This window comes from Herbiconiux oxytropis (assembly GCF_024979315.1).
In the GTDB taxonomy this organism is placed as follows: Bacteria; Actinomycetota; Actinomycetes; order Actinomycetales; family Microbacteriaceae; genus Herbiconiux; species Herbiconiux oxytropis.
In genome coordinates this window covers 277,756-301,979 of the sequence record NZ_JANLCK010000004.1, presented here as the reverse complement: position 1 = coordinate 301,979, position 24,224 = coordinate 277,756, and the positions used below count along the sequence as shown (strand labels likewise).

At 70.6% G+C, this 24,224-nt stretch carries 24 protein-coding genes; 12 read left to right on the top strand and 12 right to left on the bottom strand.

Translation table 11 applies throughout. The features are described from left to right. Window positions 1–28 precede the first annotated feature (28 nt). Window positions 29–1,324: a hemolysin family protein gene (locus N1028_RS09930; RefSeq protein WP_259528109.1), complete on the top strand. Its 1,296-nt coding sequence runs from the start codon at window positions 29–31 to the stop codon at window positions 1,322–1,324. Beyond that, on the top strand, window positions 1,317–2,351 hold the full coding sequence (locus N1028_RS09925; protein WP_259527494.1) for a hemolysin family protein: 1,035 nt from the start codon (window positions 1,317–1,319) through the stop codon (window positions 2,349–2,351). Before N1028_RS09930 ends, N1028_RS09925 begins: the two co-directional genes overlap by 8 nt. A 39-nt stretch (window positions 2,352–2,390) precedes the next feature. Here the strand turns inward: N1028_RS09925 and N1028_RS09920 are convergent, their stop codons facing one another. Continuing rightward, entirely contained in the window at window positions 2,391–3,479 is a 1,089-nt protein-coding gene (locus N1028_RS09920; protein ID WP_259527493.1) for an NADH:flavin oxidoreductase/NADH oxidase, read from the bottom strand. 18 nt (window positions 3,480–3,497) lie between these two features. Here N1028_RS09920 and N1028_RS09915 point away from each other — a divergent pair, with 18 nt between their 5' ends. Further along, the gene (locus N1028_RS09915; RefSeq protein ID WP_259527484.1) at window positions 3,498–4,376 is read left to right on the top strand and encodes an ADP-dependent NAD(P)H-hydrate dehydratase; all 879 of its coding nucleotides are present in this window, start codon (window positions 3,498–3,500) and stop codon (window positions 4,374–4,376) included. A 23-nt stretch (window positions 4,377–4,399) separates the two neighbouring features. On the opposite strand, the gene N1028_RS09910 is transcribed toward N1028_RS09915, so the two are convergent. After that, window positions 4,400–5,089 carry a YceI family protein gene (locus N1028_RS09910; protein WP_259527482.1) on the bottom strand — a complete coding sequence of 230 codons (690 nt, stop codon included), beginning with the start codon at window positions 5,087–5,089 and terminating at the stop codon, window positions 4,400–4,402. Between the two features lie 112 nt (window positions 5,090–5,201). On the opposite strand from N1028_RS09910, the gene N1028_RS09905 reads away from it, so the two are divergent. Then, on the top strand, window positions 5,202–6,485 hold the full coding sequence (locus N1028_RS09905; protein ID WP_259527480.1) for a glycosyltransferase 87 family protein: 1,284 nt from the start codon (window positions 5,202–5,204) through the stop codon (window positions 6,483–6,485). Then, window positions 6,433–6,753 carry a thiamine-binding protein gene (locus tag N1028_RS09900; RefSeq protein WP_259527478.1) on the top strand — a complete coding sequence of 107 codons (321 nt, stop codon included), beginning with the start codon at window positions 6,433–6,435 and terminating at the stop codon, window positions 6,751–6,753. The genes N1028_RS09905 and N1028_RS09900 overlap by 53 nt, the downstream gene beginning before the upstream one ends. A gap of 26 nt (window positions 6,754–6,779) precedes the next feature. Here the strand turns inward: N1028_RS09900 and N1028_RS09895 are convergent, their stop codons facing one another. The 6 genes from N1028_RS09895 to N1028_RS09870 all read right to left on the bottom strand — a co-directional run bounded on the left by N1028_RS09895 (window position 6,780) and on the right by N1028_RS09870 (window position 14,127). Further along, window positions 6,780–7,487 (bottom strand): response regulator, encoded by a 708-nt coding sequence (locus N1028_RS09895; protein ID WP_259527467.1) that lies wholly within the window; start codon window positions 7,485–7,487, stop codon window positions 6,780–6,782. Between the two features lie 20 nt (window positions 7,488–7,507). Further along, entirely contained in the window at window positions 7,508–8,803 is a 1,296-nt protein-coding gene (locus tag N1028_RS09890) for a hypothetical protein (protein WP_259527464.1), read from the bottom strand. Continuing rightward, entirely contained in the window at window positions 8,800–9,963 is a 1,164-nt protein-coding gene (locus tag N1028_RS09885) for a sensor histidine kinase (protein WP_259527462.1), read from the bottom strand. Before N1028_RS09885 ends, N1028_RS09890 begins: the two co-directional genes overlap by 4 nt. Before the next feature lie 136 nt (window positions 9,964–10,099). After that, window positions 10,100–11,305, bottom strand: coding sequence for a homoserine O-acetyltransferase MetX (metX, locus tag N1028_RS09880; RefSeq protein ID WP_259527454.1), 1,206 nt, complete (start codon window positions 11,303–11,305; stop codon window positions 10,100–10,102). A gap of 376 nt (window positions 11,306–11,681) precedes the next feature. Continuing rightward, a complete protein-coding gene (locus N1028_RS09875; protein ID WP_259527441.1) occupies window positions 11,682–13,007 on the bottom strand; it encodes a bifunctional o-acetylhomoserine/o-acetylserine sulfhydrylase in 1,326 nt (441 codons plus the stop codon). An 88-nt stretch (window positions 13,008–13,095) separates the two neighbouring features. Beyond that, entirely contained in the window at window positions 13,096–14,127 is a 1,032-nt protein-coding gene (locus N1028_RS09870) for an acyltransferase family protein (RefSeq protein WP_259527438.1), read from the bottom strand. A gap of 65 nt (window positions 14,128–14,192) precedes the next feature. Here N1028_RS09870 and N1028_RS09865 point away from each other — a divergent pair, with 65 nt between their 5' ends. Continuing rightward, window positions 14,193–14,963 (top strand): SDR family oxidoreductase, encoded by a 771-nt coding sequence (locus tag N1028_RS09865; protein ID WP_259527436.1) that lies wholly within the window; start codon window positions 14,193–14,195, stop codon window positions 14,961–14,963. Here the strand turns inward: N1028_RS09865 and N1028_RS09860 are convergent. After that, window positions 14,935–16,404: an MFS transporter gene (locus N1028_RS09860; protein WP_259527434.1), complete on the bottom strand. Its 1,470-nt coding sequence runs from the start codon at window positions 16,402–16,404 to the stop codon at window positions 14,935–14,937. The genes N1028_RS09865 and N1028_RS09860 overlap by 29 nt on opposite strands. On the opposite strand from N1028_RS09860, the gene N1028_RS09855 reads away from it, so the two are divergent. From N1028_RS09855 to N1028_RS09830, 6 genes are read left to right on the top strand one after another with little or no spacing between them, the layout of a single operon-like run. Next, the gene (locus N1028_RS09855; RefSeq protein WP_259527418.1) at window positions 16,403–16,909 is read left to right on the top strand and encodes a phosphoribosyltransferase; all 507 of its coding nucleotides are present in this window, start codon (window positions 16,403–16,405) and stop codon (window positions 16,907–16,909) included. The genes N1028_RS09860 and N1028_RS09855 overlap by 2 nt on opposite strands. Continuing rightward, a complete protein-coding gene (locus N1028_RS09850; protein WP_259527415.1) occupies window positions 16,876–17,631 on the top strand; it encodes a type 1 glutamine amidotransferase family protein in 756 nt (251 codons plus the stop codon). The genes N1028_RS09855 and N1028_RS09850 overlap by 34 nt, the downstream gene beginning before the upstream one ends. A gap of 15 nt (window positions 17,632–17,646) precedes the next feature. Next, complete coding sequence (locus N1028_RS09845) at window positions 17,647–18,339, top strand: uracil-DNA glycosylase (protein ID WP_259527411.1); 693 nt, start codon at window positions 17,647–17,649, stop codon at window positions 18,337–18,339. A 4-nt stretch (window positions 18,340–18,343) separates the two neighbouring features. Next, a complete protein-coding gene (locus N1028_RS09840; RefSeq protein WP_259527406.1) occupies window positions 18,344–18,934 on the top strand; it encodes a GNAT family N-acetyltransferase in 591 nt (196 codons plus the stop codon). A 16-nt stretch (window positions 18,935–18,950) separates the two neighbouring features. After that, window positions 18,951–20,384 (top strand): amidase, encoded by a 1,434-nt coding sequence (locus tag N1028_RS09835; protein WP_259527404.1) that lies wholly within the window; start codon window positions 18,951–18,953, stop codon window positions 20,382–20,384. Between the two features lie 25 nt (window positions 20,385–20,409). Then, on the top strand, window positions 20,410–20,790 hold the full coding sequence (locus tag N1028_RS09830; protein WP_259527401.1) for an SIP domain-containing protein: 381 nt from the start codon (window positions 20,410–20,412) through the stop codon (window positions 20,788–20,790). Between the two features lie 106 nt (window positions 20,791–20,896). On the opposite strand, the gene N1028_RS09825 is transcribed toward N1028_RS09830, so the two are convergent. The 3 genes from N1028_RS09825 to N1028_RS09815 form a co-directional block, all read right to left on the bottom strand. Continuing rightward, the gene (locus N1028_RS09825) at window positions 20,897–22,300 is read right to left on the bottom strand and encodes an HNH endonuclease signature motif containing protein (RefSeq protein WP_259527398.1); all 1,404 of its coding nucleotides are present in this window, start codon (window positions 22,298–22,300) and stop codon (window positions 20,897–20,899) included. Between the two features lie 89 nt (window positions 22,301–22,389). Continuing rightward, window positions 22,390–22,764, bottom strand: a complete 375-nt coding sequence (locus N1028_RS09820; RefSeq protein WP_259527396.1) for a Fe-S oxidoreductase — start codon at window positions 22,762–22,764, stop codon at window positions 22,390–22,392. After that, on the bottom strand, window positions 22,764–24,209 hold the full coding sequence (locus N1028_RS09815) for a dihydrolipoyl dehydrogenase family protein (protein WP_259527385.1): 1,446 nt from the start codon (window positions 24,207–24,209) through the stop codon (window positions 22,764–22,766). The genes N1028_RS09820 and N1028_RS09815 overlap by 1 nt, the downstream gene beginning before the upstream one ends. Window positions 24,210–24,224 lie beyond the last annotated feature (15 nt).

The window sequence follows — 24,224 nt, the reverse complement described above, 5'->3', positions numbered from 1 at the left end:
CACTGAGCGGGTGCTCTTCGAGTGGATCATGGTGGGGGTCGGTCTCCTGCTCACAGTGGGCACCGGCCTCTTCGTCGCGAGCGAGTTCTCGCTCGTCAACCTCGACCGGTCGGATCTCGAGGCGCGCACCGCTCGCGGTGAGAAGGGCCTCACGCCGACCATCTCGGCGCTGAAGCACACCTCCACCCACCTCTCGAGCGCTCAACTGGGCATCACCCTCACCACCCTCCTCACGGGCTACACCATGGAGCCGGCCATCTCGAGCCTGCTGCGCGAGCCGTTCCTCGCGATCGGTCTGCCGGAGGGCCTCGTGCCTCCGCTCAGCGCCACGATCGGCATCGTCTTCGCGACCCTCTTGTCGATGATCATCGGTGAGCTCGTGCCCAAGAACTTCGCACTCGCCCTGCCGCTGAAGACCGCCCGCATCGTGGTGCCGTTCCAGCTCGCCTTCACCATGGTCTTCCGGCCGGCCGTGGCCCTTCTCAACAACAGCGCGAACGCCCTGCTGCGGCTCATCGGCATCGAGCCGAAGGAGGAGCTCTCAGGAGCGCGCACCGCCGAGGAGCTCTCCTCGCTCGTCAGGCGTTCGGCGCTCGAGGGCACCCTCGAGGTCGACACCGCCACCCTGCTCAACCGCACACTGCTGTTCGCCTCTCACGACGCCTCGGATGCCATGACGCCGAGACCCCGCATCGTGAGCGTCAAGCGCGACGACACCGCGACGACCGTGCTGGGCCTCGCCCGCTCGACGGGCCACTCCCGCTTCCCCGTGATCGATGACGACATCGATGACATCGTGGGGCTCGTGCACGTGAAGCAGGCGGTGTCGATCCCGCGCGACCGCCGCGCAGACGTGCCCGTGACCGCGATCATGACCGAGACAATCCGGGTTCCGGAGACGATGGCGCTCGACGTGCTGCTCGGAGAACTCCGCGGTCGCGGATACCAGATGGCCGTGGTGATGGACGAGTACGGCGGCACCGCGGGTGTCGTGACCCTCGAGGATCTGGTGGAGGAGCTCGTGGGGGAGCTCGTCGACGAGCACGACCGAACCCGCGCCGGCGTGGTGCACAGCCGCGGCGACACCACCTTCCCCGGCATGCTCCGGCCCGACGAGCTCGCCGACCAGGCCGGGATCGCGGTGCCGGAGGACGGTCCGTACGAGACCGTCGCCGGCTTCGTGATGAGCGAGCTCGGCCGCCTCCCCGCCGTCGGCGACCAGGTCGGCCTGCCGGGCGGTGCGCTCCGCGTGGAGCGCCTCGACGGCCGCCGGATCGACCGCCTCCGCTACATCCCCGCCGAGGAGGAGGCCGCAGATGTCTGACTGGCTCGGGATCGTCTGGCTCGTCGTGCTGCTGGCCGGCAACGCCTTCTTCGTGGCCGCGGAGTTCGCCGTGATCTCGGCGCGCCGCTCGCAGATCGAACCGCTCGCCGAGCAGGGGAAGGCGAGCGCCAAGACGGCGCTCTGGGCCATGGAGCACGCCACGCTCATGCTCGCCACCACCCAGCTGGGCATCACCGTCTGCTCCCTGCTCATCCTCAACGTCTCCGAGCCCGCCATCCACCACCTGCTCGAGGGCCCGCTGCACCTGACGGGGCTGCCCGAGGAGGCCGTGGGAACGGTGGGCTTCATCATCACGCTCGTGCTCGTGTCGTTCCTGCACGTGGTGCTCGGTGAGATGGTGCCGAAGAACATCTCGTTCTCGGTGCCCGACCGCGCGGTGCTGCTGCTCGCGACACCCTTGGTGGGCGTCGCCCGCGTGTTCCGGTTCGTGATCGTGGCGCTGAACGCGACGGCGAACGGCGTGCTGAGGCTGTTCAGGGTGGAGCCCAAGAGCGAGGCCGCCAGCGCCTTCACGCTCGACGAGGTGTCGACGATCGTGGAGCAGTCGCAGCGGGAGGGCATGCTCTCGGACACGACGGGCACACTCACCGCCGCCTTCGAGTTCACCTCGAAGCGCGTCGAGGAGGTCGCGCTGCCGCTCGAGTCGCTCGTGAGCCTTCCTGCGGGGGCGACTCCCGCCGATGTCGAGCGGGCCGTCGCCAAGCACGGCTTCTCGCGGTACGTGCTGCTCGACCAGGACGGACTGCCGGCAGGCTACGTGCACCTGAAGGACGTGATCGACCTCGACGACGACGAGTTCGACGACCCGATCCCGGCCAAGCGCATCCGTCAGCTGCCCTCGCTCTATGAGAAGACCGATCTCGAGGACGCGCTGGCCGCCATGCGCAAGAGCGGTGCGCACCTCGCCAGGGCCTTCTCGGAATCCGGCCGCACCACGGGCGTGCTCTTCCTCGAAGACATCATCGAGGAGCTCGTGGGCGAGGTCGAGGACGCCACCAGGCGTTAGCCGCGCTGCGGCCGTGCGACCCCGCCGGGCTCCGCCCCGCTAGCGGGGGCGGCGGGGCCGAGCGCGCAGGTACTGCGCCGGCCAGTAGTCGATCTCGGCGCCGAGCTCGCCCGCGGCCCGCAGGGGGAAGTGCGGATCGCGCAGCAGCTCGCGCGCCAGCATCACGGCGTCGGCCCGCCCGGAGGCCACGACGCCCTCCGCCTCCTGAGCGGTCGTGATGAGGCCCACGGCCGAGACGGCGACGCCGGCGCGCTCCTTGACCTCGGTCGCGAGGGGCACCTGGTAGAGCGGCCCCACCGGGATCGAGGCCGGTACGAGGCCGCCGCTGGAGATGTCGAAGAGGTCGGCACCCGCCTCCGCTGCCCAGCCGGCGACGGTGGCGGTCTGCTCGGCGTCCCAACCGCCCTCGACCCAGTCGGTGCCCGAGAAGCGCACGAGCAGGGCGAGGTCGTCGCCGATCTCGGCGCGCACGGCGCGCACGATCTCGAGCAGCAGCCGCGCGCGGTTCTCGAGCGATCCGCCGTAGGCATCCGTGCGCTCGTTCGACAGCGGCGAGAGGAACTGGTGCAGCAGGTAGCCGTGCGCGGCGTGCACCTCGATCACCTCGAATCCCGCGTCGACGGCGCGCCGGGCGGCGGCACGGAAGTCGTCGACGATGCCCGGCAGCTCGTCGGCTTCGAGGGCGCGGGGCCGCTCGTAGCCGTCGAAGGCCACCGCAGAGGGGGCGACGGTGGGCCACCCGCCCTCCGACTCCGGAACGGTGCCCTGCACCTCGGACCAGGTGCGGTAGGTCGAGGCCTTCCGTCCGGCGTGGGCGAGCTGGATGCCGGCCGCAGCGCCCTGGGCCCTGATGAACGCCGTGATGCGGGAGAAGACGGCCTGTTGCTCGCTGTTCCAGATGCCCAGGTCCTCCGGCGAGATCCGGCCCTCGGGCGAGACGGCGGTGGCCTCGGTGAGCACGAGGCCCGCACCGCCGATGGCGAACGAGCCGAGGTGAACGAGGTGCCAGTCGCTCGGCATGCCGTCGTGCTCGTCGGCGGAGTACTGGCACATCGGTGCCACCCAGACGCGGTTGCGGAGGGTGACGGAGCGGAGGGCGAGCGGGCGGAAGAGTGCGGATTCGGTCACGCGTTCTATTCTGAGGGCATGGCGAGCGACGAGGGTTCCGCGGTGTCCTGGCGGGGGTGGGACGAACTCGAGGCGTCGGCCTGGGTGCGGGCGCCACGGGCCGACGACGACAAGTACACCCGGGGTGTGCTCGGGGTGGTCACCGGATCGGCGAGCTACCCCGGTGCCGCCGTTCTCGGCGTGGAGGCCGCGGTGCGCGCCGGCGCCGGTATGGTGCGCTACCTCGGTGACGAGCGGCCGAGCGACCTCGTGCTGAGCGCGCGCCCGGAGGCCGTGACCAAGCCGGGCCGTGTGCAGGCTTGGCTGATCGGCTCGGGGACCGACGCGGCGGAGCGCGACGACGCGGCCAGGAAGCGGATCGAGCACGCCCTCGGCGACGGCGTGCCGCTCGTGCTCGACGCGGGAGCCCTCGATCTCGCGCCTCGGGCGCCGGCGGCGACCGTGCTCACCCCGCACGCGGGCGAACTCACGACCCTGCTCGCCGCGTTCGGGGTGCGGACCGACCGCGCGAGCGTGCGGGTCGACCCGGCCTCGTCCGCCCAGCGCGCCGCTGACCTCTCGGGCTGCGTGGTGCTGCTGAAGGGGCGGATCACCCACGTCGCGGCCCCCAGCTCGATGGCGGCGCCGAGCGACGTGCCGGTCGCCGCGCGGGTGGAGGCGCCCACGAGCTGGGCGGCCACGGCCGGCTCGGGCGACGTGCTGGGAGGCATCGTGGGCGCGCTCGTGGCCGCGCAGTCCGAGGCGGTGCTCGAGGAGCCCGCGCGGCTCGTGGCCATCGCCGCCACGGGAGCCTGGGTGCACGCCCGAGCCGCCGAACTGGCCGCCGACGGGGGCCCCGTGCCCGCGCTCGACATCGCCAGGGCGGTGCCCAGGATCATCGCGAGGCTGCTCGGCTGAGCCGGCCGATCCCGCGCAGGACGTCAGCGCCCGGGCTGCGCCTCGAGATCGATGTCGATGTAGGCGATGTCCTCGACCTGCACCACGCCGAATCCCACGAGCGAGATCCCGTACGACGCGAGGTCGATGGGGATGCTGGCCGTGACCGTGCCGCGGGTGTCGCCGAAGTCGACCGTCGCATCCGCGTGCACCTCGTTGCTCACGCCGCGCACGGTGAGCACACCGGTGATCGGCACGACCTCCTCGCCGTCGACGGTGGTGGTCGCGCTCGTGAGGTCGATCGGCTCGGTGAGCACGAACGATGCCGTGGAGTTGCCGCCGGTCGCGGCCACGAGGGCCTGCAGCAGCATCGTGCGGGCGTCGCCCTCGCTCACGAGGCTCGACAGGTCGAGCATGAACTCGGCGTCGGTCACGGTCTCGCCCGCGCGGCTGATGACGCCCTCGATCTCGGTGGTGCTGCCGGAGACCTCGAGCCCGTCGACCGTGCTCATGCGGTAGCCCACGCTCGAGTCTGGACCGAGCCGCCAGGTCGTGGCGGTGGGGGTCGCGACGGCGTTCTCAGGCACCGCCATGACGGTCGGAACCACGCGCTGAGACGCTGCGGAGCTCTGCAGACTCCCGCGGGCGAGGATGGGGACCGCCACGACGGCGACGGCACCGACGGCGACGACCGCCGCCACGAGGGCGACAGCGTACTTGGCAGGCTTGTTCACTCGGATCTTCCTGTCGGGGCGGCCCGGATCGGGGCGCGGCGGGGCGTCTTCACCAGTAGAACAAAGCAAGGTGGTCGCCGGCTGGGAATGAGCGGGCAATAGGATGACCGTCGTGCAGAATCACGTGCGTCGACTCGCCGGCTCGCCCGTGATCCTGTGGATCGTCTTCCTCGCCGCGCACGTCTGGCTCGGCGCCGTGGGCCTCACGCACCCGGGACTGCCGTTCGGAGACGTCACGAACGTCTACCTGCCGTGGGTGCAGCAGTCCCTCGACGGCTACCGCCTCGGTATCGACGGACCCTGGGTCTATCCCGTCCTCGCCTTCCTCCCCATGCTCGCCTCGCTCGTGCTGGGACCTGCGCTCTACGGGGTGGGGTGGATGCTCATCGTCACGATGGCCGACGCCGCGGTATTCGCCTTCCTGCTCGCCGGTGCCGGGCCCACCCGTGCCGCGGGCGGCCTCCGGATCGTGGCCGCCTGGTGGTGGATCGTCTTCCTGCTGCTCGTCGGCCCCGTCGCGGTGGGGCGCATCGACGTGTTCACGGTCGACCTCGCGATCGTCGGCCTCCTGCTCGCCCGCAACCGGCCGGTGGTCGCCGGCGTGCTGCTCGCCCTCGCCACCTGGGTGAAGGTGTGGCCCGCCGTGCTGATCGCCGCCTGCGTGGTCGCGGTGCGCCGCCGGCTGAGGCTCGCGATCGCCGCGGCGAGCACCCTCGTGGCGGTCGCTGCCGGCGCCCTCGCGTTCGGCTCCGGCCTCAACGTCTTCAGCTTCGTGACCGAGCAGACGGGGCGCGGGCTCCAGGTGGAGTCGCCCGTGTCGACGATCTGGATGTGGATGGCGCGCATCGCCGATCCGAGCCGGGTCTACTACGACTTCGACATCCTCACCTTCCAGGTCACCGGGCCCGGCAGCGAGGCGGCTGCGGCCGTGATGACGCCGCTGCTCGTGGTCGCCGTCGCGGCGGTGCTCGCCCTGGCCGTCGTCGTCGTCGCCTCCGGGACCTCACCCACCGCGGTGCTGCCGCCGCTCTCGCTCGCCCTCGTGATGGCGCTCATCGTGTTCAACAAGGTGGGCTCGCCGCAGTTCATGGTGTGGCTCGCGGCCCCCGTCATCCTGGGCCTGGTCACGCAGGGCAGGCGGTTCCAGCTGCCGGCGCTGATGGCGCTCGTGATGGGCGGGCTCACCCAGGTGATCTACCCGATCGCCTACGACTGGCTGCTCTACCTCGACCCGCTCATGCTCGTCGTGCTCACGATCCGCAACGTGCTGAGCGTCGCGCTCCTCGTGATCGCGATCCGGATGCTGTGGAAGAGTAGGAGGACCACGACGCGAGGAGACGAACATGCTGGTGGCCTTTTCGGTGGCACCCTCCGGGGGCACCTCTCCCGACGCTAGCGTGCACGACGCGGTGGCCGCGGCCGTGGAGGTCGTGCGGGCCTCCGGGCTTCCGAACTCCACCGACTCGATGTTCACGACCATCGAAGGGGAGTGGGACGAGGTCTTCGACGTCGTCAAGCGCGCCACCCTGGCCGTGCAGGCCTACGGACCGCGGGTGTCGCTCGTGCTGAAGGCCGACATCCGTCCCGGCCGGTCGGGCGAACTGACAGGCAAGGTCGAGCGGCTCGAGGCGGCGCTCGACGAGCGCTCCCAGGCCCAGCCCTAGCGCCCGGCCTCGCCCTGCCGCTCAGCTCAGCTCGGCAGCACGTCGTCTTCGAAGTCGTCGGCGCTCTGGTTGCCGAGGTACTCGTCGCGCGGCAGCAGGCCGTCCTGGATGGCGCGTTTGCGCAGGGCCACCTTCGTGCCCACGTCGATCCCGACCAGGCGGTACTTCTCGCGGATGCGCTTGAGGTACGACTTGGCCGTCTCCTCCGAGATGTCGAGCGCCTTGGCCACCTGCTTCACGGGCTCGCCGCCGCCGTAGAGCGCCATCACCCGACGCTCCTGCGCGCTCAGGCGAGGGGCCGACTCGAGGTCGTCGGCGGCGAGGGCGAGGTCGAGCTCGGTCGAGATGAAGCTGTCGCCGGCCGAGGCCGCGCGGATGGCCTCGACGATCATGTCGGCCTCCTCGCTCTTGACGAGGTAGCCGAGTGCTCCGGCCGCGATGGCCTCGCGCACCACGACGGGCTCGGAGTAGGTGCTCATGAGCACCGTCTTGACTCCGGCCGACTTGAGCGCCCGCAGCTTGACCGAGACCGGCAGATTGTCCTTCAGGTCGAGGTCGAGCAGCACCACGTCGACCGGGAACTCCGGGTGCGTGAGCAGCTCGGGCCACGTGGTGACGGCGGCGACCATGCTGATGTCATCGGCGGCGCCGCGGATCCACTCGGTGAGAGCCCCCAGCAGCATGCGGTGGTCGTCGACGATGGCCAAGCGGATCGGCTCGCGGGTGATCGACACGGGTGCTCCTTCCGGCCGGATCAGCGCGAGGCGTCCGGCACGATGACATGGGCGTCGACGCTGACCCGGAGGCGGCCCGTGCGGGTCTCCAGCGAGTACTGTCCGACTCGGGACAAAGCAGACCAGACGGCCGGATCGATGCGGCGACGGGATATCCCGCCGATCGAGATGGCTATCGGGAGCACCATCCTATCGTCGACGCGCGCCTGTCCCACGGAACCCGGTCGGCCGATCTCGAGGTCGATGGTGGGGGTCGAACGACCGGACTCGTCGACGATCAGCCAGATCGCCGAGAGCAGGCCGTCGCGCTGCACGGGCTCGAGGTAGCCGGCGAGACCGTCGGGATCGCTCAGGGTCACGACGGGGCCGAGGTACTCCGATTCCGCGATGGCGTGGTGCAGCCAGGTCTCCCGCCGCCCGGCCACGAGCAGCCGCCTGAGGTCGGTGGCGAGGCTCGAGGCGGTGCCGGCGAGCTCCTTGTCGAGCGGCAGGGGCACCCGGTCGGTCGCGACGTCCTGCAGGAGCTCCTCCGCCGCGAGGTCGAGGCGGGCGAGCTCCGACGAGGCGAGGAGGCCGAGCCCGTAGCGCGGCGCGCCGATCGTGCTCTCGGCGACCGTGCGGTCGAGTTCGCGCTGCACCAGGTTGCCGAACGAGCGCACCACGACGATGCCGGCGTAGACCGGCACGACCGTCAGCATGAGCTGGCCGATCGCGACACCCGCGCTGCCCGGCACGGCGATGGCGAACCAGACGATCGAGGCGAGCGAGAGCCCGGTCAGCACGCTCACGGCGATCAGCACGTCGGTGGCCGGCCGGAAGGTCACGCTCGCGAGCAGTGTGGCGCCCACGCCGATGCCGACCGTTCCGTAGCTGAGTCCGTCGCTCTGCAGGAGAGCGATCTCGTCGAGGACGAGGGCGAGGACGTCCACCGCGAGCACGAGGGCGAAGGCCGAACGCGGGAGGTTGCCCCGGCGGCGGCGGGCGAGCAGCACGGCGGAGGCGAAGGCGGCGATCACCATCACCCAGGCGATGACCGACAGCACCCGCCCGTCGTTGACCTGCCAGGTCCAGCCGAGCGACACGAGACCGCGGCAGATCAGGATGAGCCCGACGATCACGGCGCCGATCCCGAGGTAGCCGAGCCCCAGGCGCGAATCGCGCTCGATGTTCTGGCGCACCTCGTCGACCGCGCGCGGGCCCATCCTGCGGGCGCGCACCAGCTGGGTGAGCATGCCGTCGGCGGGCGCATCCGCACGGCCCGATCGCGTGCGGCCGCGGGAGCCCGGTCGCTGCCGGAGGGCTGGAGGCTCCGTCATTTCGGCACCTCCAGCACGACGGTCGTCCCGGAACCGGGGGAGGAGAACAGCCGCACCTTGCCTCCGACGTCGCGGATGCGCGCCATGACCGATTCGGCGAGCCCCAGTCGTTCGAGATCGACTGCGTCGAGGTCGAAGCCCACGCCCGCGTCGGTCACCATCGCACGCACGGTCGTGTCGTCCTCGGTGATCGTGACGTCGGCCGAACCGACCTCGGCGTGCCGCCGCACGTTCTCCAGGCACTCCGAGAGCGAGAGCAGGAAGGCGTCGAGCACGTGGCTCTGCAGCAGGATCTGACCAGATCCGTGCCACGCCACCTGCAGGCCCATCCTGCCGAAGCGCTGCTTCACCGATTCGAGGGTGTGGCCGAGATCGCCCGTCTCCACGCGCTCGAGGGTGTAGCCGCCGGAGGAGCGCGGCATCGGGGTGCCCCCGAGGCGGAGCTGGCGGAGCAGCCGCGCATCTTCCGCCGCCTGGTTGCGGAGCGCCTCGGGCTGCACGCCGATCCCCGAGTGGGCCAGCAGGGTGAGCGTGGCGAGCACGGTGTCGTGCAGCAGCCGTGCACCGTGCCGACGCTGCGCCTCGAGCTCGCTCGACTGGCGCTCGACGGCGTGGGCGCGGCCGAGCCGGGCCATGCCGAGGAAGGCTCGCCGAAGGCTCGCCGACAACCACGACGCCGCCACGAACAGAGCGGTCCAGCCCACGAGCACCGAGGCGATCACGAACGCCCCTCGCCCCGTGGGCCAGGTGGCGGCCACCACGAGCACGAGCACGGGGACATAGGCGGGGATGACGAGCCAGAGGAACCGCGGGTGTGCGGCGAGAGTGGCGATGAGCGACGGGATGGCCGTGGAGGCGAAGAGGGTGATGCCGTTCGTCGTGGCGGTGTCGGAGACGGCGGCGCCCGGGAGGCAGAACGCCGCGAGGGTGGCGAGCGAGATCACATAGGTGGCGACCGGCATCACGGGGGTGCGGGTCGAACCGACGAGGTAGAAGCCGAACCCCGTGAGCACCATCAGGGCGAGGGCCGGGGCGACCGGACCCAGGTCGGCGACGTTCGCCACGACCACGGTGATGAAGGACGATCCGGCGAAGAGGAGACCGAGATTGCGCGCTGTACGCGTGAGGAGCTTGTGGCGTTCGCGCTCGGTCCGGGGCACGTCTGCATCCTATCGGCGGGGACTACCCCCTGAATTGGGGCGAGAGCAACTCGACAGGTGTCGGTAATCTCGAATCAGTTCTGGGGGGAATTGGCCGGGGATCCGCACGCGAGTGGGATCCCCGGCCGCATTTTCGTCACTCCGCGAAGAGTCGCGCGATCTCCCGGCCCACCTCGTCGAACTCGATCAGGAACCCGTCGTGGCCGAACTTCGACTCGATCACCACGGGCTCGTCGCCGTCGAGGGTGTTCGGCAGGTAGCGGGCGATGAGGGCCTGGTCCTCCACCGGGAACAGCCGGTCGCTGTCGATGCCCACCACGAGCGCCCGCGCCGTGACCGACTCGAGAGCCGGCACGATCCCCGCCCGTCCCCGGCCGATGTCGTGCGAGTTCATGGCCTCCACCAGCGTGATGTAGGTGTTCGCGTCGAAGCGGCGGGTGAACTTGTTGCCATGGAAGTCGAGATATGACTCCACCGCGAAGCGGCCACCACCGCCGAGCGGGCTGATGCCGCTCTGCCAGCTGCGCTGGAACCGGCCGTTCAGCTCGCTCGGGCTGCGGTAGTTCAAGAGCGCCATCCGCCTTGCCAGCGCGAGGCCCTGGTGCGGGCCCTCGCCGTCGGCCGCGTCGTAGTAGTCGCCGCCGTGGAAGGCCGCGTCGGCACGGATGGCCTGCACCTGCACCGAGTTCAGCGCGATCTGATCGGCCGAGCTGAGCGCGGGCGCGGCGATCACGGCGATGCGGTCCATGGCATCCGGATACCGCACGCCCCACTCGAGCACCTGCATGCCGCCCATCGAACCGCCGACCACCGCGAACCAGCGATCGATTCCGAGGACCTCCGAGAGGGCGTGCTGCGCCCGCACCTGGTCGGCGATGGTGGTGTACGGGAAGCGCGCGCCCCACTCCGCGCCGTCGGGGGCGATCGAGGAGGGGCCCGTCGAGCCCTGGCAGCCGCCCAGCATGTTCGGCGCCACCACGAACCAGCGGTCGGTGTCGATCGGCAGGCCGGGCCCCACGAGCCCCGGCCACCAGCCGTCGGTCGGATGTCCCGGCTCGGCCGGATGGTTGAGGTTGCTGTCGCCGGTCAGCGCGTGCAGCACGAGCACCGCGTTGTCCCGCTCCGGGGAGAGCGTGCCATAGGTCTGGTACGCCAGTCGCGTCTGCGGCAGCCGCACCCCGTTCTCGAACACGAACTCACCGACATCGGCGAACAGCCGCCGCCCCACGGGGTCACCCTCCCGCCACGCGCCCGACGCAGGGGGCTTTCCGAGCACCGACCTGATCTGCGCATCGGTGATGAAGCCGGAGGGTACGGTGTCTTCGTTCGTCTGCCAGTCCATGTTTTCTTTCTGCGCCGCCGCCTCTGCGGCGCAGGCGACATGCGGCGCGGCTGTCGCTACGCGTCGCTGCGCGGCGCTTCGCGGCAACCGTGCCGCTCTGGGTCGGGTGGGTAGGGCCCCTTGCGAGGGGACCTGGGGTAGGGCTCCTTGCGAGGGGACCTGGGGTGGGGCTCCTTGCGAGGGGACCTGGGGTGGGACCATCGCGGGCGGCCTCGAAGGAAGTCTTGCGCATGGGGAAGGCCCCTTGCCGAATGTTACGCAAGGGGCCCTTCTCCTGTACCCGGAGTGAGACCGTCGCCGGGCCGCGCCGCGAAGCGACGCGGAACGACGACGGCCTCACATGTCGCCCGCGCCGCAGAGGCGGCGGCGCGGTAGATCACACAGCGTTGGCCCGGACCACGTCGCGGGCGGCTGCGAGGCCGCTCTCCAGATCGGCCTTGAGGTCGTCGATGTTCTCGAGGCCCACCGAGAGGCGCACGAGGCCGGGGGTGACGCCCGCGGTGAGCTGCTGCTCGGGGGTGAGCTGGCTGTGGGTGGTGGAGGCGGGGTGGATGACGAGGGAGCGCACGTCGCCGATGTTGGCGAGGTGGCTGAAGAGCGAGAGGCTCTCCACGAAGGTGCGTCCCGCATCCACGCCGCCCTTGAGCTCGAACGACAGCACGGCGCCGACGCCCTTCGGGGCGTACTTGTTCGCTGCCGCGTACCAGGGGCTCGAGGGGAGCCCCGCGTAGTACACGGTCGCGACGTCGTCGTGGTTGTCGAGCCACTCCGCGATCTCCTGGGCGTTCTGCACGTGACGCTCGATCCGGAGCGAGAGCGTCTCGATGCCCTGGATGAGCTGCCAGGCGCTGGCCGGGGCGATCGCGGCACCGAGGTCGCGGAGGAGCTGCACACGCGCCTTGATGACGTAGGCGATGGGGTCGCCCAGGGCACCGGTGTAGCTGACCCCGTGGTAGGACGGGTCGGGCTCGGTGAGGCCGGGGAACTTCTCGACGTTCTTCGACCACTCGAACTTTCCGCCGTCGACGATGATGCCGCCGATGACGGTGCCGTGGCCGCCGAGGAACTTCGTGGCCGAGTGCACCACGATGTCGGCGCCGTGCTCGAGCGGGCGGATGAGGTAGGGGGTCGCGATCGTGTTGTCGACGATGAGCGGCACGCCCGACTCGTGGGCGACGGTGGAGACGAGCCCGATGTCGAGGATGTTGATCTTGGGGTTGCCGATGGTCTCGGCGAAGAAGAGCTTCGTGTTGGGGCGCACGGCCCGGCGCCACTCTTCGGCGTCGTCCTGGTCCTCCACGAACGTGGTCTCGATGCCGAGCTTCGCGAGCGTGTACTTGAAGAGGTTGTAGGTGCCGCCGTAGATCGACGACGACGAGACGATGTGGTCGCCGGCCTGGGCGATGTTGAGCACGGCGAAGGTCTCAGCGGCCTGGCCCGAGGCGACCAGCAGCGCTGCTGTCCCGCCCTCGAGCGCGGCAACGCGCTGCTCCACGACGTCCTGCGTGGGGTTGTGGATGCGCGTGTAGATGTTGCCGAACTCCGCGAGGGCGAAGAGGTTCTTCGCGTGGTCGGCGTTGTTGAAGACGTACGAGGTGGTCTGGTAGATCGGCGTCGCGCGGGCGTTGGTGGTGGGGTCCGGCTGCGCGCCGGTGTGGATCTGCTTGGTCTCGAACTTCCAGTTCGCAGCGTTGTCGGTCATGGAGGTCTCCAAAGGTCGGATCGGAACTGCTGGAAGCGTACGGTCGCGGGGTCCACGCGCGCAACGACGCCCGACGCTCGGCGTAACCTTACGCGGACCGCCGGAACAGCCATTCGGCCCGGGGCTCCACGAGCGGCCGGAAGATCTTCCGCACGAGGGGCTGGGAGAGCCCCACGGCGACCAGCACGCTGAACACGATCATGGCCGGCAGCACCCACCACGGCAGCACCCCGTCGAGCCAGCCCGACTCCCGCAGCGGGTAGAGCACGAAGCTGTGCAGCAGGTAGACGTACATCGTGGCCTGGCCGAGCGGGGAGAACCAGGTGCCGCGGCGGGGGATGAGCGTGAGGAACGCGATCACGAGGACACCGGCGACGACGATGGCGGCGAGCCTCAGGCCTCCGGCCCACCACTCGTCGTAGCCGAACGACGGGTACGCCTCCTGGAACAGCAGCACACGACGGATCTTCACGTCGCGCCAGAACCCCATGTCGCTCGCGATCACCAGGGCGAGAGCGGTGAACAGGCCGATCGACACGGCCCGCACACCCCAGACCACGCGCGTCGACGCGCGCAGCCAGAGGTCGGCGAGCGGGAGCTGTCGGAGCTTCCAGCCGAGCACGAAGAACGGCAGCAGCCCGAGGGCCCGGTCGAGGGCGAGCACGCCTCCGAGGGCGGGCAGGTAGCCGCTCGCGACCGAGACGATCACCGAGATCACGAGCGGGAAGCGCAGGAGCGCGAGGTAGGGGAGCACGACCCGCCACAGGATGAGGGCGAGCAGGAACCACAGGGTCCACGACGGGCTCACGAAGTCGATCCGTGGCCGGCCGTCGAGGATCCAGTGGATGCCGGTCCAGATGGCCTCGAAGATCAGGTACGGCAGCACGAGGTCGGTGACGAGGCGCTTCAACTGCGCAGGTCCCGGCGCGTCCGACTTCGCGAAGTAGCCGGCCACCGCCACGAACACCGGCACGTGGAAGGCGTAGATGAAGAGGTAGACGCCGTAGGAGACGTCGGACTCCGAGATGAGCTTGAGGATGGCGTGCCCCGCCACGACGAGCGTGATGGCGACGAATCGGGCGTTGTCCCAGAGCGGAACCCGCTGAGCTGGGGGCGGCACGGTTCCAGACTACCTTTGATGGTGTCGATGGGGCCGGGACGGCCCCGGCCACGGAAGGACTGAAGATGAAGCGCGCGGTTGTCACAGGGGCCAGTTCGGGGATCGGGGCGGCGGCCGTGCGGTTGTTGCGCGCGCACGGGTGGGACGTGGTGGGAGTCGCCCGCCGGGAGGACCGCCTCAAGCAGCTCGCCGAGGAGACGGGCGCGTCGTACTTCGTGGCCGACCTCACGAAGCCGGAGGACATCGTGGCCCTCCGCGATCTCCTCGAGGCCACGGGCGGCGTCTCGACCCTCGTCAACAACGCCGGCGGGGCCATGGGGCTCGATCCGGTCGAGGGCGGCTCCGCCGACGACTGGCGCTGGATGTACGAGATCAACGTCATCGCCGTGCAGCAGGTCACCCAGGCCCTCCTGCCCCTCCTGCGGGCCTCGGTCGAGCCGGGCGGCTCGGCCGACATCCTCACCGTCACCTCGATCGCCGGCCACACGCCCTACGAGGGTGGTGGCGGCTACAACGCCGCCAAGTTCGCCGAGCACGCCATGCTCGACGTGCTGCGGCTCGAGCTCTCGGGCGAGCCGATCCGCGTGCTGGAGATCGCCCCCGGCATGGTGCACACCGAAGAGTTCTCGCTCAACCGGTTCAAGGGCGACCAGGATCGCGCCGACTCCGTCTACGCGAACGTCCCCGATCCGCTGACCGCCGACGACGTGGCCGCCACGATGGTCGCGATGCTCGAGCTGCCACCGCACATCAGCCTCGATCTCGTGGTGATCAAGCCCGTCGCCCAGTCGGCCCCCTACAAGGTTGCTAGGGGCGAGCTGAAGGTGAAGGGGTGACCGTGGGGTCGGCGAAGGCGAGCTTCGGCACGAAGAAGAGGAGCACGGCTGCCACGAGCGCGCCGCCCGCGCAGATCGACCAGACCACGAGGTAGCCGCTGAGGCTCGACGCCGTCGCGGTGACCGCGCTGGCGGCGCCGTGCAGCAGCACGAGCGCGAACACCGCCGAGGCGAACGATCCGCCGATCGTCTTGGTGGTGTTCGTGAGGCCCGCGGCGATGCCCGTGCGCCCCTCGGGGGCGGCGGCCGCGGCGGCTGCGGGGAGGGCTCCCACGAGGGCACCCGATCCGAGACCGGCGATCGCCATGTTCGCGAACACCTGCCAGGTCTCGGTGTGGAAGGGCAGGAACAGCCCGTAGCCGACGGCCACGAGCACGGTCGCCACGATCATCGCCACCCGCGGACTCGTGCGCTGGGAGACGAGCGGGAACAGCAGGGCGCCCACGATCATCGAGATCAGGTAGGCGCCGATGAGGTAGGAGATCGACGAGGCCGGGAGCCCGAGCCCGTACCCGTTGACGGGATCGGTGCCCGCGAAGGTGGCCAGCGGAGCCTGCGCGCCGAGCAGGCTGATGCCCACGAGGCCCGCGGTGAGCTGCACGGGCCACATCTGCGGCTTGGCGAGCATCCGGATGTCGATGGCCGGATCCTTCTGCCGGAGCTCGTAGGCGCCGAACGGCAGGAACGACAGCACACCCACGGCGATGAGCGCCCACACCCACCAGGTCTCGGGCCCGTTGATGCGCAGGAAGGTGAGCCCGCTCGTCACGAGCAGGAGGCCGAGGGTGAGGATGGTGAACCCCACCAGGTCGAGCCGTCGCCCCGTGCTCGGCGTCGACTCGGGCACCCCGAACAGGATCGCGAAGAACACGAGCGTCACGGCGACGGCCGGGAGCATCATCGTGAGCGGCACGTTCTCGCCCACGGCGGAGAAGATCTGGCCGCTGGAGAGCGCCCCGATGATGGCTCCGGCCTCGAGCGCGACCACGAGCAGGCCCGCCGCCCGCCTGGTCTGCGACGCGGCCCGGCCGGTGCGGCGGCCGCGATCGAAGATCAGCGCCACCTCGAGCGGCAGCCACACCACGTAGAAGCCCTGGAGCGCCCACGCGATGAGGAACGACGTGAAGTCGCCCGCCACGACCAGCCACCAGCTCGCGGCCGCCGTGAGCACGGTCGAGATGAGCAGGATGCGCTTGTGGCCGACCATGTCGCCGAGCTTCGCGAGCACGGGCACGACGATGGCCGAGAGCAGCAGCTGCGCCGCCTCGAACCAGTTGAAGTCGGCATCGCGGATGCCGAGGTGCTCGACCAGATCCGGGATCAGCGGCACGTAGAAGCCCTGGATGATGCCGCTCGTGATCTCGACGAGGAAGAGGAACCCGATGAGCGAGGCGGTGACCCCGATCGCGGAGCGCGACGCGTCCGGTAGCCTGACCTGCATGGAACCGAGCGTAGACCTCCAGGACACCGCGACACCGGAACGGGAGGTGCTCGGCTGGCTCGAGTTCGGCGAGGCCTCCCGGGCTCTCGCGCAGGACATCGTCGAGTCCGGCTTCGAGCCCGATTTCGTGATCGCCATCGCGCGCGGCGGGCTCATCCCGGGCGGCGCCCTCGCCTACGCGCTCGGGGTGAAGAGCTGCGGCAGCCTCAACGTCGAGTTCTACTCCGACGTGGAGGAGACACTGCCCGAGCCGATCATCCTGCCGCCCCTGCTCGACAACGAGCCCCTGATCGGCAAGAACGTGCTGCTCGTCGACGACGTCGCCGACTCGGGCCGCACCCTCGCTCTCGTGGTGGAGCTGCTCGAGAAGGTCGACATCACGGTGAAGTCGGCCACCCTGTTCATCAAGCCGCGCTCCGTGATCGCACCGGACTTCCACTGGAAGACGACCGACCGCTGGATCGTGTTCCCGTGGTCGGCGCACCCTCCCGTGAGCGCGTCGTGAGCATCCACCTCGTCGGCGGCGGCTGGCCGATGGAGGACGACGGCGCCGTCTACCGTCCGTTCTTCGAGGAGCTCGCGGCGCACGCCGAGGCGGCCGGCAAGATCGAGGGCGCTCGGCTCGCGATCGTGCTCGTGCGCGATGGCGACGGCCCCGAGCGGTTCGCCGAACTCGTGACCGCGTTCGAGCATCTGGGCAAGATCGATGCGGTCGCCGTGCTTGCGCCCGAGGGAACGCCCATCGAGCCCGCGTCGTTCGCCGAGGTCGACGGCATCGTCGTCTGGGGTGGCCTGACGCCCGCCTACCGCGCCTCGCTCGAGCCTTCGTTCGGCGAGCTCAGGCGGCTCGTGGCCTCCGGGGTGCCCTACCTGGGGTTCTCCGCGGGAGCCGCGATCGCGGCCGAGAAGGCCGTCGTGGGCGGCTGGAAGATCGATACCGTCGAGATCGGCGCCGAGGAGGCGGCCGAAGACCTCGAACAGCTCACTGTGGCCCCCGGCATCGGCCTGATCGACCTCGCGGTCGACGTGCACGCGGCGCAGTGGGGCTCGGTGTCGCGCCTGATCGCGGCCACGGAGGCCGGCGTGGTCGACGGGGGAGTCGCCATCGACGAGCACACCGCTCTCGTGATCGGCGAGGGTCCGCTCCAGGTGCTCGGCCGCGGTTCGGTCTGGAAGATCACGCCCGACTCCGGCAGCGTGCGCGTCTCCACGGCCGGCGCCTCCTGAGGCGATCCCACCGTCGTGTCACCCCTGTCCCTTCCCGAGCTCGCTCGCTCCGGCGCCATCGACCCCGGCTGGGCCGAGGCGCTCGCCCCCGTCGCTGAGCGGATCGCGGCGCTCGGCGACTTCCTCCGCGCCGAGAACGCCTCCGGCCGTGGCTACCTCCCTGCCGGGGAGAATGTGCTGCGGGCGTTCCGCGCTCCGCTCGCGGGCGTGCGGGTGCTCATCGTGGGGCAGGATCCGTATCCGACCCCCGGGCACCCGATCGGACTCTCGTTCGCGACCGCCCGCGAGGTGCGGCCCGTGCCGCGGAGTCTCGGCAACATCTATCGCGAACTCGACGACGACCTCGGCATCCCGCCCTCCGACCACGGCGACCTCTCGGCCTGGGGCGCGTACGGCGTGATGCTCTTGAACCGCGTGCTGACGGTGACCCCGGGGGTCGCGGGCTCGCACCGGGGAAAGGGGTGGGAGGAGGTGACGGGCCACGCCATCGAGGTCCTCGCCGCCCGCGGTGGTCCCCTCGTCGCGATCCTCTGGGGGCGCGACGCCGCGGGTCTCGTGCCGCTGCTCGGCGATGTGCCCTCGATCGTCTCGGCGCATCCGAGCCCGCTGTCGGCCAGGCGCGGCTTCTTCGGATCGAAGCCGTTCAGTCGGGCGAACGCGCTGCTGGCCGAGCAGGGCGCGGATCCCGTGGACTGGCGCGTAGGCTGAACGGATGTTGGAAGAGGAGTACCAGCCGCGTCGCACTCTGCCGAGGAAGCTCCGGCCGGCCCCCACCGAGAAGCCGCCGCTCGAGGTGCCGTTCGAGTTCTCCATCCGCGACGCCGTGGAGACCGATCTGCCGTACGTGCGCGAGATCTACAACCACTACGTCGCCAACACCGTCGTCACGTTCGACGAAGACGCGATGACCCTCAAGGAGTGGCGGCAGAAGTTCACCTGGACCCGCAAGTTCGACTACCCCTTCCTCGTGGCCGAATCTCCTGCCGGTACCATCCTCGGCTTCGCCTACGTCTCGGCCTGGAAGCAGAAGGCCGCTTACCGTCGGACGGTCGAGAACTCGATCTACCTGGGGCCCGCCGCCACGGGCAAGGGCCTCGGCAAGGCGCTGCTGAAGGAGCTCATCGACCGCTCGAAGCAGGCCGGAATCAAGGAGATGCTCGCGGTGATCGCCGACCAGGGTGCGGATGCCTCCATCCGACTGCACGAGGGCTTCGGTTTCAAGGAGGTCGGGCGCCTCGGCCGAGTCGGCTTCAAGTTCGGGCACTGGCTCGGCACGGTGCTGCTGCAGAAGTCGCTGAAGTAGGAGGCGGGACGAGAGCATGACCGAGATCCACGACCTCAGCGCCCTCGAGCAGTACCGCCTGCTGCAGCGCGGCGACCTCGGCGTGCTGGAGGTGACCGAGCACTACCTCGAGCGGATCGAGCGGCTCGACGGCGAGCTCGGAGCGTTCCACACGGTCACCGCCGAGCGGGCGCGCAGGCGGGCCCATGCGCTCGACACGTCGGAGGACCGCACGGCGCCGCTGTGGGGGCTGCCCTCGGCCGACAAGGATCTGACCCGCCGTGCCGGTGTGCGCACGACGTTCGGCTCCCGGCTGTTCGAGCAGTTCGTGCCGGAGTCCAGCGACGAGATCGCGCAGCAGCTCGACGCCGCGGGAACCGTGAGTCTCGGCAAGACCGCGACCCCGGAGTTCGGCCTTCCGAGCTACACCGAGAACCTCGTCGCCCCACCGGCGCGTGACCCGTACGACACCGCACTCGGTGCGGGTGGGTCGAGCGGGGGAGCAGCCGTGGCCGTGGCCGCCGGCCTGCTGCCGTTCGCTCCCGGCTCCGACGGTGGCGGATCGATCCGCATCCCCGCTGCCGCGTGCGGCCTGGTGGGACTGAAGCCCTCGCGCGGCCTCGTGCCGGCCCAATCGGGCATCGACTCCCTCGCCGGCCTCGGGGTGGGCGGGCCGATCGCCCGGTCGGTGACGGATGCCGCCCTGCTGCTGGACGGCATGATCGCCCGGCGGGGCGGGCGCATCCGGCACCACTTCGCGCTGCGCGCTCCCGAGTACGACGACGGGCAGTACCTCGGCGCGGCGGTGCGCGGCGAGGGCCGCTTCCAGATCGGGCTCACGACGGACTCGCCCTGGCAGACCGACTACGACATCACGGTGTCGCCCGAGGCGCGCGCGGCCCTGGCTGTGGCGCGGGACGGACTCGTCGAGCTCGGGCACGGCATGGAGGAGTTCTCCCTCGAGCCCGCTCCCGAGTACCCCGGGGCGTTCCGCACCATCTGGCAGGTGGGTGCTTCACTCATCCCCGCCGACGACTCCACCGAACACCTCCTCGAGCCGCTCACGCGCTGGCTCATGCACCGGGGCCGCGCGGTGCCCGCATCGCAGTTGGCATCGGCGCTCGCCACCCTCAGCGCCTTCGAGCGTTCCATAATCCACCAGTTCGATCGGTTCGACGCCGTGCTCACGCCCACCCTCGCGCTGACACCCCGGCCGGTGGGCTGGTACGACCAGGAGGACGGCGAGCACAACTTCGCACAGCAGGTGCAGTACACGCCGTTCACGTCGTTCGTGAACGTGAGCGGGCTGCCCGCCATCACCTTGCCCGTGCACCGCACGGAGGGCGGACTGCCGATGGGCGCGCAGCTCATCGGACGCCCAGGCGGGGAGGCGACGCTGTTCGCACTGGGCCGCCAGCTCGAGCGCCGGCTGCGCTGGGAGCACGTGCATCCTGAGGTGTGGCAATCCTAAGTTAGGTATGCCTATACTGACTTCAATGTTCACGATCGCCTCCGACGCCACCGACGTCTCCCGCGCCACCGGCCGCGTGCTCATCGCCGGCACCGAAGCCGACCTCGAGTCGATCCGCACGGTCGTCGCCCTCCTCGGGGAGAAGGCCCGCGGGCAGGTGTTCGTCGAGGTGCCGAGCGCCGCCGACATCGACCCGATCGCCACGCCCGAGCGCGTGACCGTCACCTGGCTCCCGCGCGACGTGCGCACCGGCCCGATGGGCTCGGGCCTCGCCTGCGCTCCCGGTCAGGCTGTGCAGCGCGCCGTCTCGGCCTGGATGGGTGAGATGTCGACCGGCGACGCCGAGCTCGACGGCGACGAGATGTGCGTCTGGTTCACGGGGGACGCGGCTCTTCTCGAGCGCTAGGCTTCGTGTGGCCGGGCCTCGCCGTCGTGTGACGTGGCAGGGGTGGCGTTGGACCCAGCCTCCACCGGGAGCGCGCGATCGGGGCCCTCGGGCAGCGGGGCTTCGCTCAGGCAGCTTCGTGCCGTGGTCCGCGCGTGCGTCGGCGGCTGGTGGGGATCGGCACCTGCTCGATGTCGACCCATCGAGGCGGCACGATGTGCGGCACCCCTCCGAGCATCACGAGCTTCCAGGCCGACCGGTGCAGGTGGCTGTGGTGGAAGTGGCAGAGCAGCACCCCGTTGTCGATGTCGGTGCGCCCCGGTGGATGATCGTCGGAGACCCATTCGTCCGCATGATGCGTCTCGCAGAACGACGGAGGCCGATCGCAATCCGGCCACACGCACCCGCCGTCCCGCGCCGCGAGGGCCCGGTTCTGGGCCGCCGTGAAGAGCCGTTTCGACTTGCCGTGGTGGAGCACCTCGCCCCGATCGCCGAAGAGGGTGGCGGCGACGGGGGAGTGGCAGCGCAGCTGCGCCACGGTGGAGGCGGGGACGGGTTCGTCGATGCCGTCGATCCAGCCGACCCCGCGCCCCGCCTCGAGGTCGTCGAGTGAGATGTGCACGTTGACCGTGGTGGTGGCGCCGTTGATGTGGGGCATGTCGGGAGCTCCGGCGGCACGTGCGATGAGTTCGGTGACGGTGTCAGCGTTCTTCTGCACCTGCGTGCGGGTGTCGGCGGTGGCGGTCTGCGCCACGAACTCGGAGTCGCTGACGAACCGCGGTCCGCCGGCCGAAGAACCGATCACGCGCGGGCTCTGCATCGCCTGGATGCTCGCCAGCCAGACCCCGCCTTGCTCGGGCGTGAGCGCGAACCGCCCGCGGATCATGCCGTCGTGAGCCTGCGCGATGGTGAGCGAGCGCTGCAGCCGGTGCACCTCGTCCCGAGGCTCAGCACCGTCGGGGTCGATGACCTCGCGCAGGCGGATGGCGAGCTTGGCCGTCTGATCTGCAGTCAGCCGAAGCGCGACGGTCTCGTCGACGAGCGTCTGCTCGGCACGTGCCACGAGGTCGGGGGAGCACCCGCGCTCCATAAGTGCGCCGCAGTGCCGAACGATGACCGAAGCCGTCTCGACCCCAAGCGCGCCCTCGTCGAGCCCTTGCGTCACGAGCGGGAACGGCGCCGGCCCCTCCCCGCCACCCAGAAGCACGGCCCCGCGGAGCTTCCGCCCGATCTCGAGCCGCACCTTGCACTCGTGTGCTGACGCCCCGGTGACGCTCGCGACGAGCTTGACCGCACTCGTGAAGTTCTGCGCCCGGCTCAGCCCCTCGTCGCCGAGCTCCCGCCGCGAACGCACCCCGACTTCCCCGGCAACCCGCACCTGCACGGCCCCGACGACCCGCCCGACCCCCTCGATCGCCCCCATGACTTCAAGCAGCTCGTCATCACCAACCCCGGCCAGCCCCGCGCCGATCTCCCGCGCGACGACCCGAAGGTCGTCCGCAATCTCTCGGAGTCGAGCGGCTGTCAGCATGCTGAGATTCTATCAGAAATACCTGATCAAAGCTCGTTTATTTTGCGCGGGTGGGCGTCGTGCGGCGGTTCAGAGAAGAGGCAAGCTACCTAGCGCCGCGGCAGGTAGTTGCCGTCCTCGAGTCCCGCCTCGATCTCGAAGTGGTTGGTGAGCGGATTCGTTCCGGCCAAGGCGTAGAGCAGGGGGAACACCATCCCGTACTGCTTCCACTGCTGCCGGTGCACGGCCTCGTGCCGGAGCACGTGGGGGGCGTCGTTCGTGTCGGTGAGGTAGACCCCGCCCACGCACGTGCCACCCTTGCGGAAAGCCCAGCGCGGCATCCCGGTGGCCACGAACAGGCCGTCCACCCGGCGCAACCTCCCGGTGCCGAAGAGGGTGCCGAGCACGAGGCCGACCCCCGTGGCGTAGAGGTAACCGGCCCTCGCCACGGGCGCGGCGTAGAGCACGGCTCGCACGCGCTCCATCAGGCGCTCTGCCGGCCGTAGCCCTCGAGGAGCCGCAGCCAGACCTCGCTGATGGTGGGGTAGGAGGGCACCGCGTGCCAGAGCCGTGACAGCGGCACCTCGCCCACCACGGCCACGGTGGCGGAGTGCAGGAGCTCCTGCACGTCGGGCCCCACGAAGGTCACGCCCACGATCACCTGCCGATCTTCGTCGACGACCATGCGCGCGGTGCCGGTGTAGCCGTCGCTGTGCACGCTCGCGCCCGCGACGCTGCCGATCTCGTAGTCCACCACGCGGGTGCGGAGGCCGGCCTTCTCGGCCGCCTTAGCGGTGAGGCCGACCGAGGCGACGGGCGGATCCGTGAACGTGACCTGCGGCACCGAGCGGTGGTCGGCTGTGGCGGCGTGCCGCCCCCAGGGAGCATCGTGCACCTCGTCGCCGGCGGCCCGGGCCGCGATCGCGTCGCCCGCCGCACGCGCCTGGTACTTGCCCTGATGCGTGAGCAGGGCCCGGTGGTTGACGTCGCCGGTGGCGTAGAGCCAGCCGCCGTCGAAGGGCCGGCCGTCGGAGCCGAGCACGCGCAGGCTGTCGTCGGTGTCGAGCCAGTCGCCCGGCGTGAGCCCGATGGTCTCGAGCCCGAGATCGCCCGTGCGGGGGAGCCGCCCCGTGGCCACGAGGATCTCTTCGGCCTCGAGCACCGAGCCGTCGTCGAGCGTCGTGCGCACGACGCCGTCGGCACCGCGCTCGACCGAGGCGGGGGAGTGATCGAGGTGCAGCGTCACGCCGAGCTCCTCGAGCGACGCGGCGACGATCTCTCCCGCGAAGGGCTCCTGACCGGCGAGCAGGGTGCCGCGCGAGACGAGGTCGACGGCTGCGCCGAGGGTGGCGTAGGCCGTGGCCATCTCGGCAGCGACGACCCCTCCGCCGACGATCGTGAGGCGGGCCGGGATCGTCTGGGCGCTCGTGGCCTCGCGGCTCGTCCAGGGCGCCGCGTCGGCGAGGCCGGGCACATCCGGCAGCAGAGCCGTCGAACCCGTCGAGACCACGACGGCGTGGCGCGCCCGCAGGATGCTCTCGGCCCCGCTCTCCGCGGTGACCCTCAGCTCCCTGGGGCCGGTGAACACGGCGTGGCCGCGCACGAGGTCGATGCCGGCGCCCTGCACCCACTCGACCTGGCCGGAGTCGTTCCACTCGCTCGTGAACGAGTCACGGCGCTTCAGCACGGCCTGCACATCGAGGTCGCCCGTGACGGCGGCCGAGGCGCCACCGACCCGCTGAGCCGCGCGCACGGCCTCCCCGCTTCGGAGAAGAGCCTTCGAGGGCATGCAGGCCCAGTAGGAGCACTCTCCGCCCACGAGCTCCGCCTCCACGAGGGCGACGGTGAGGCCGCCCTGCACGGCCCGATCGGCGACGTTCTCGCCCACCGCCCCGGCTCCGATCACGATGACGTCGTATTCGCTGCTCATGTGGGCTCCTGTTCC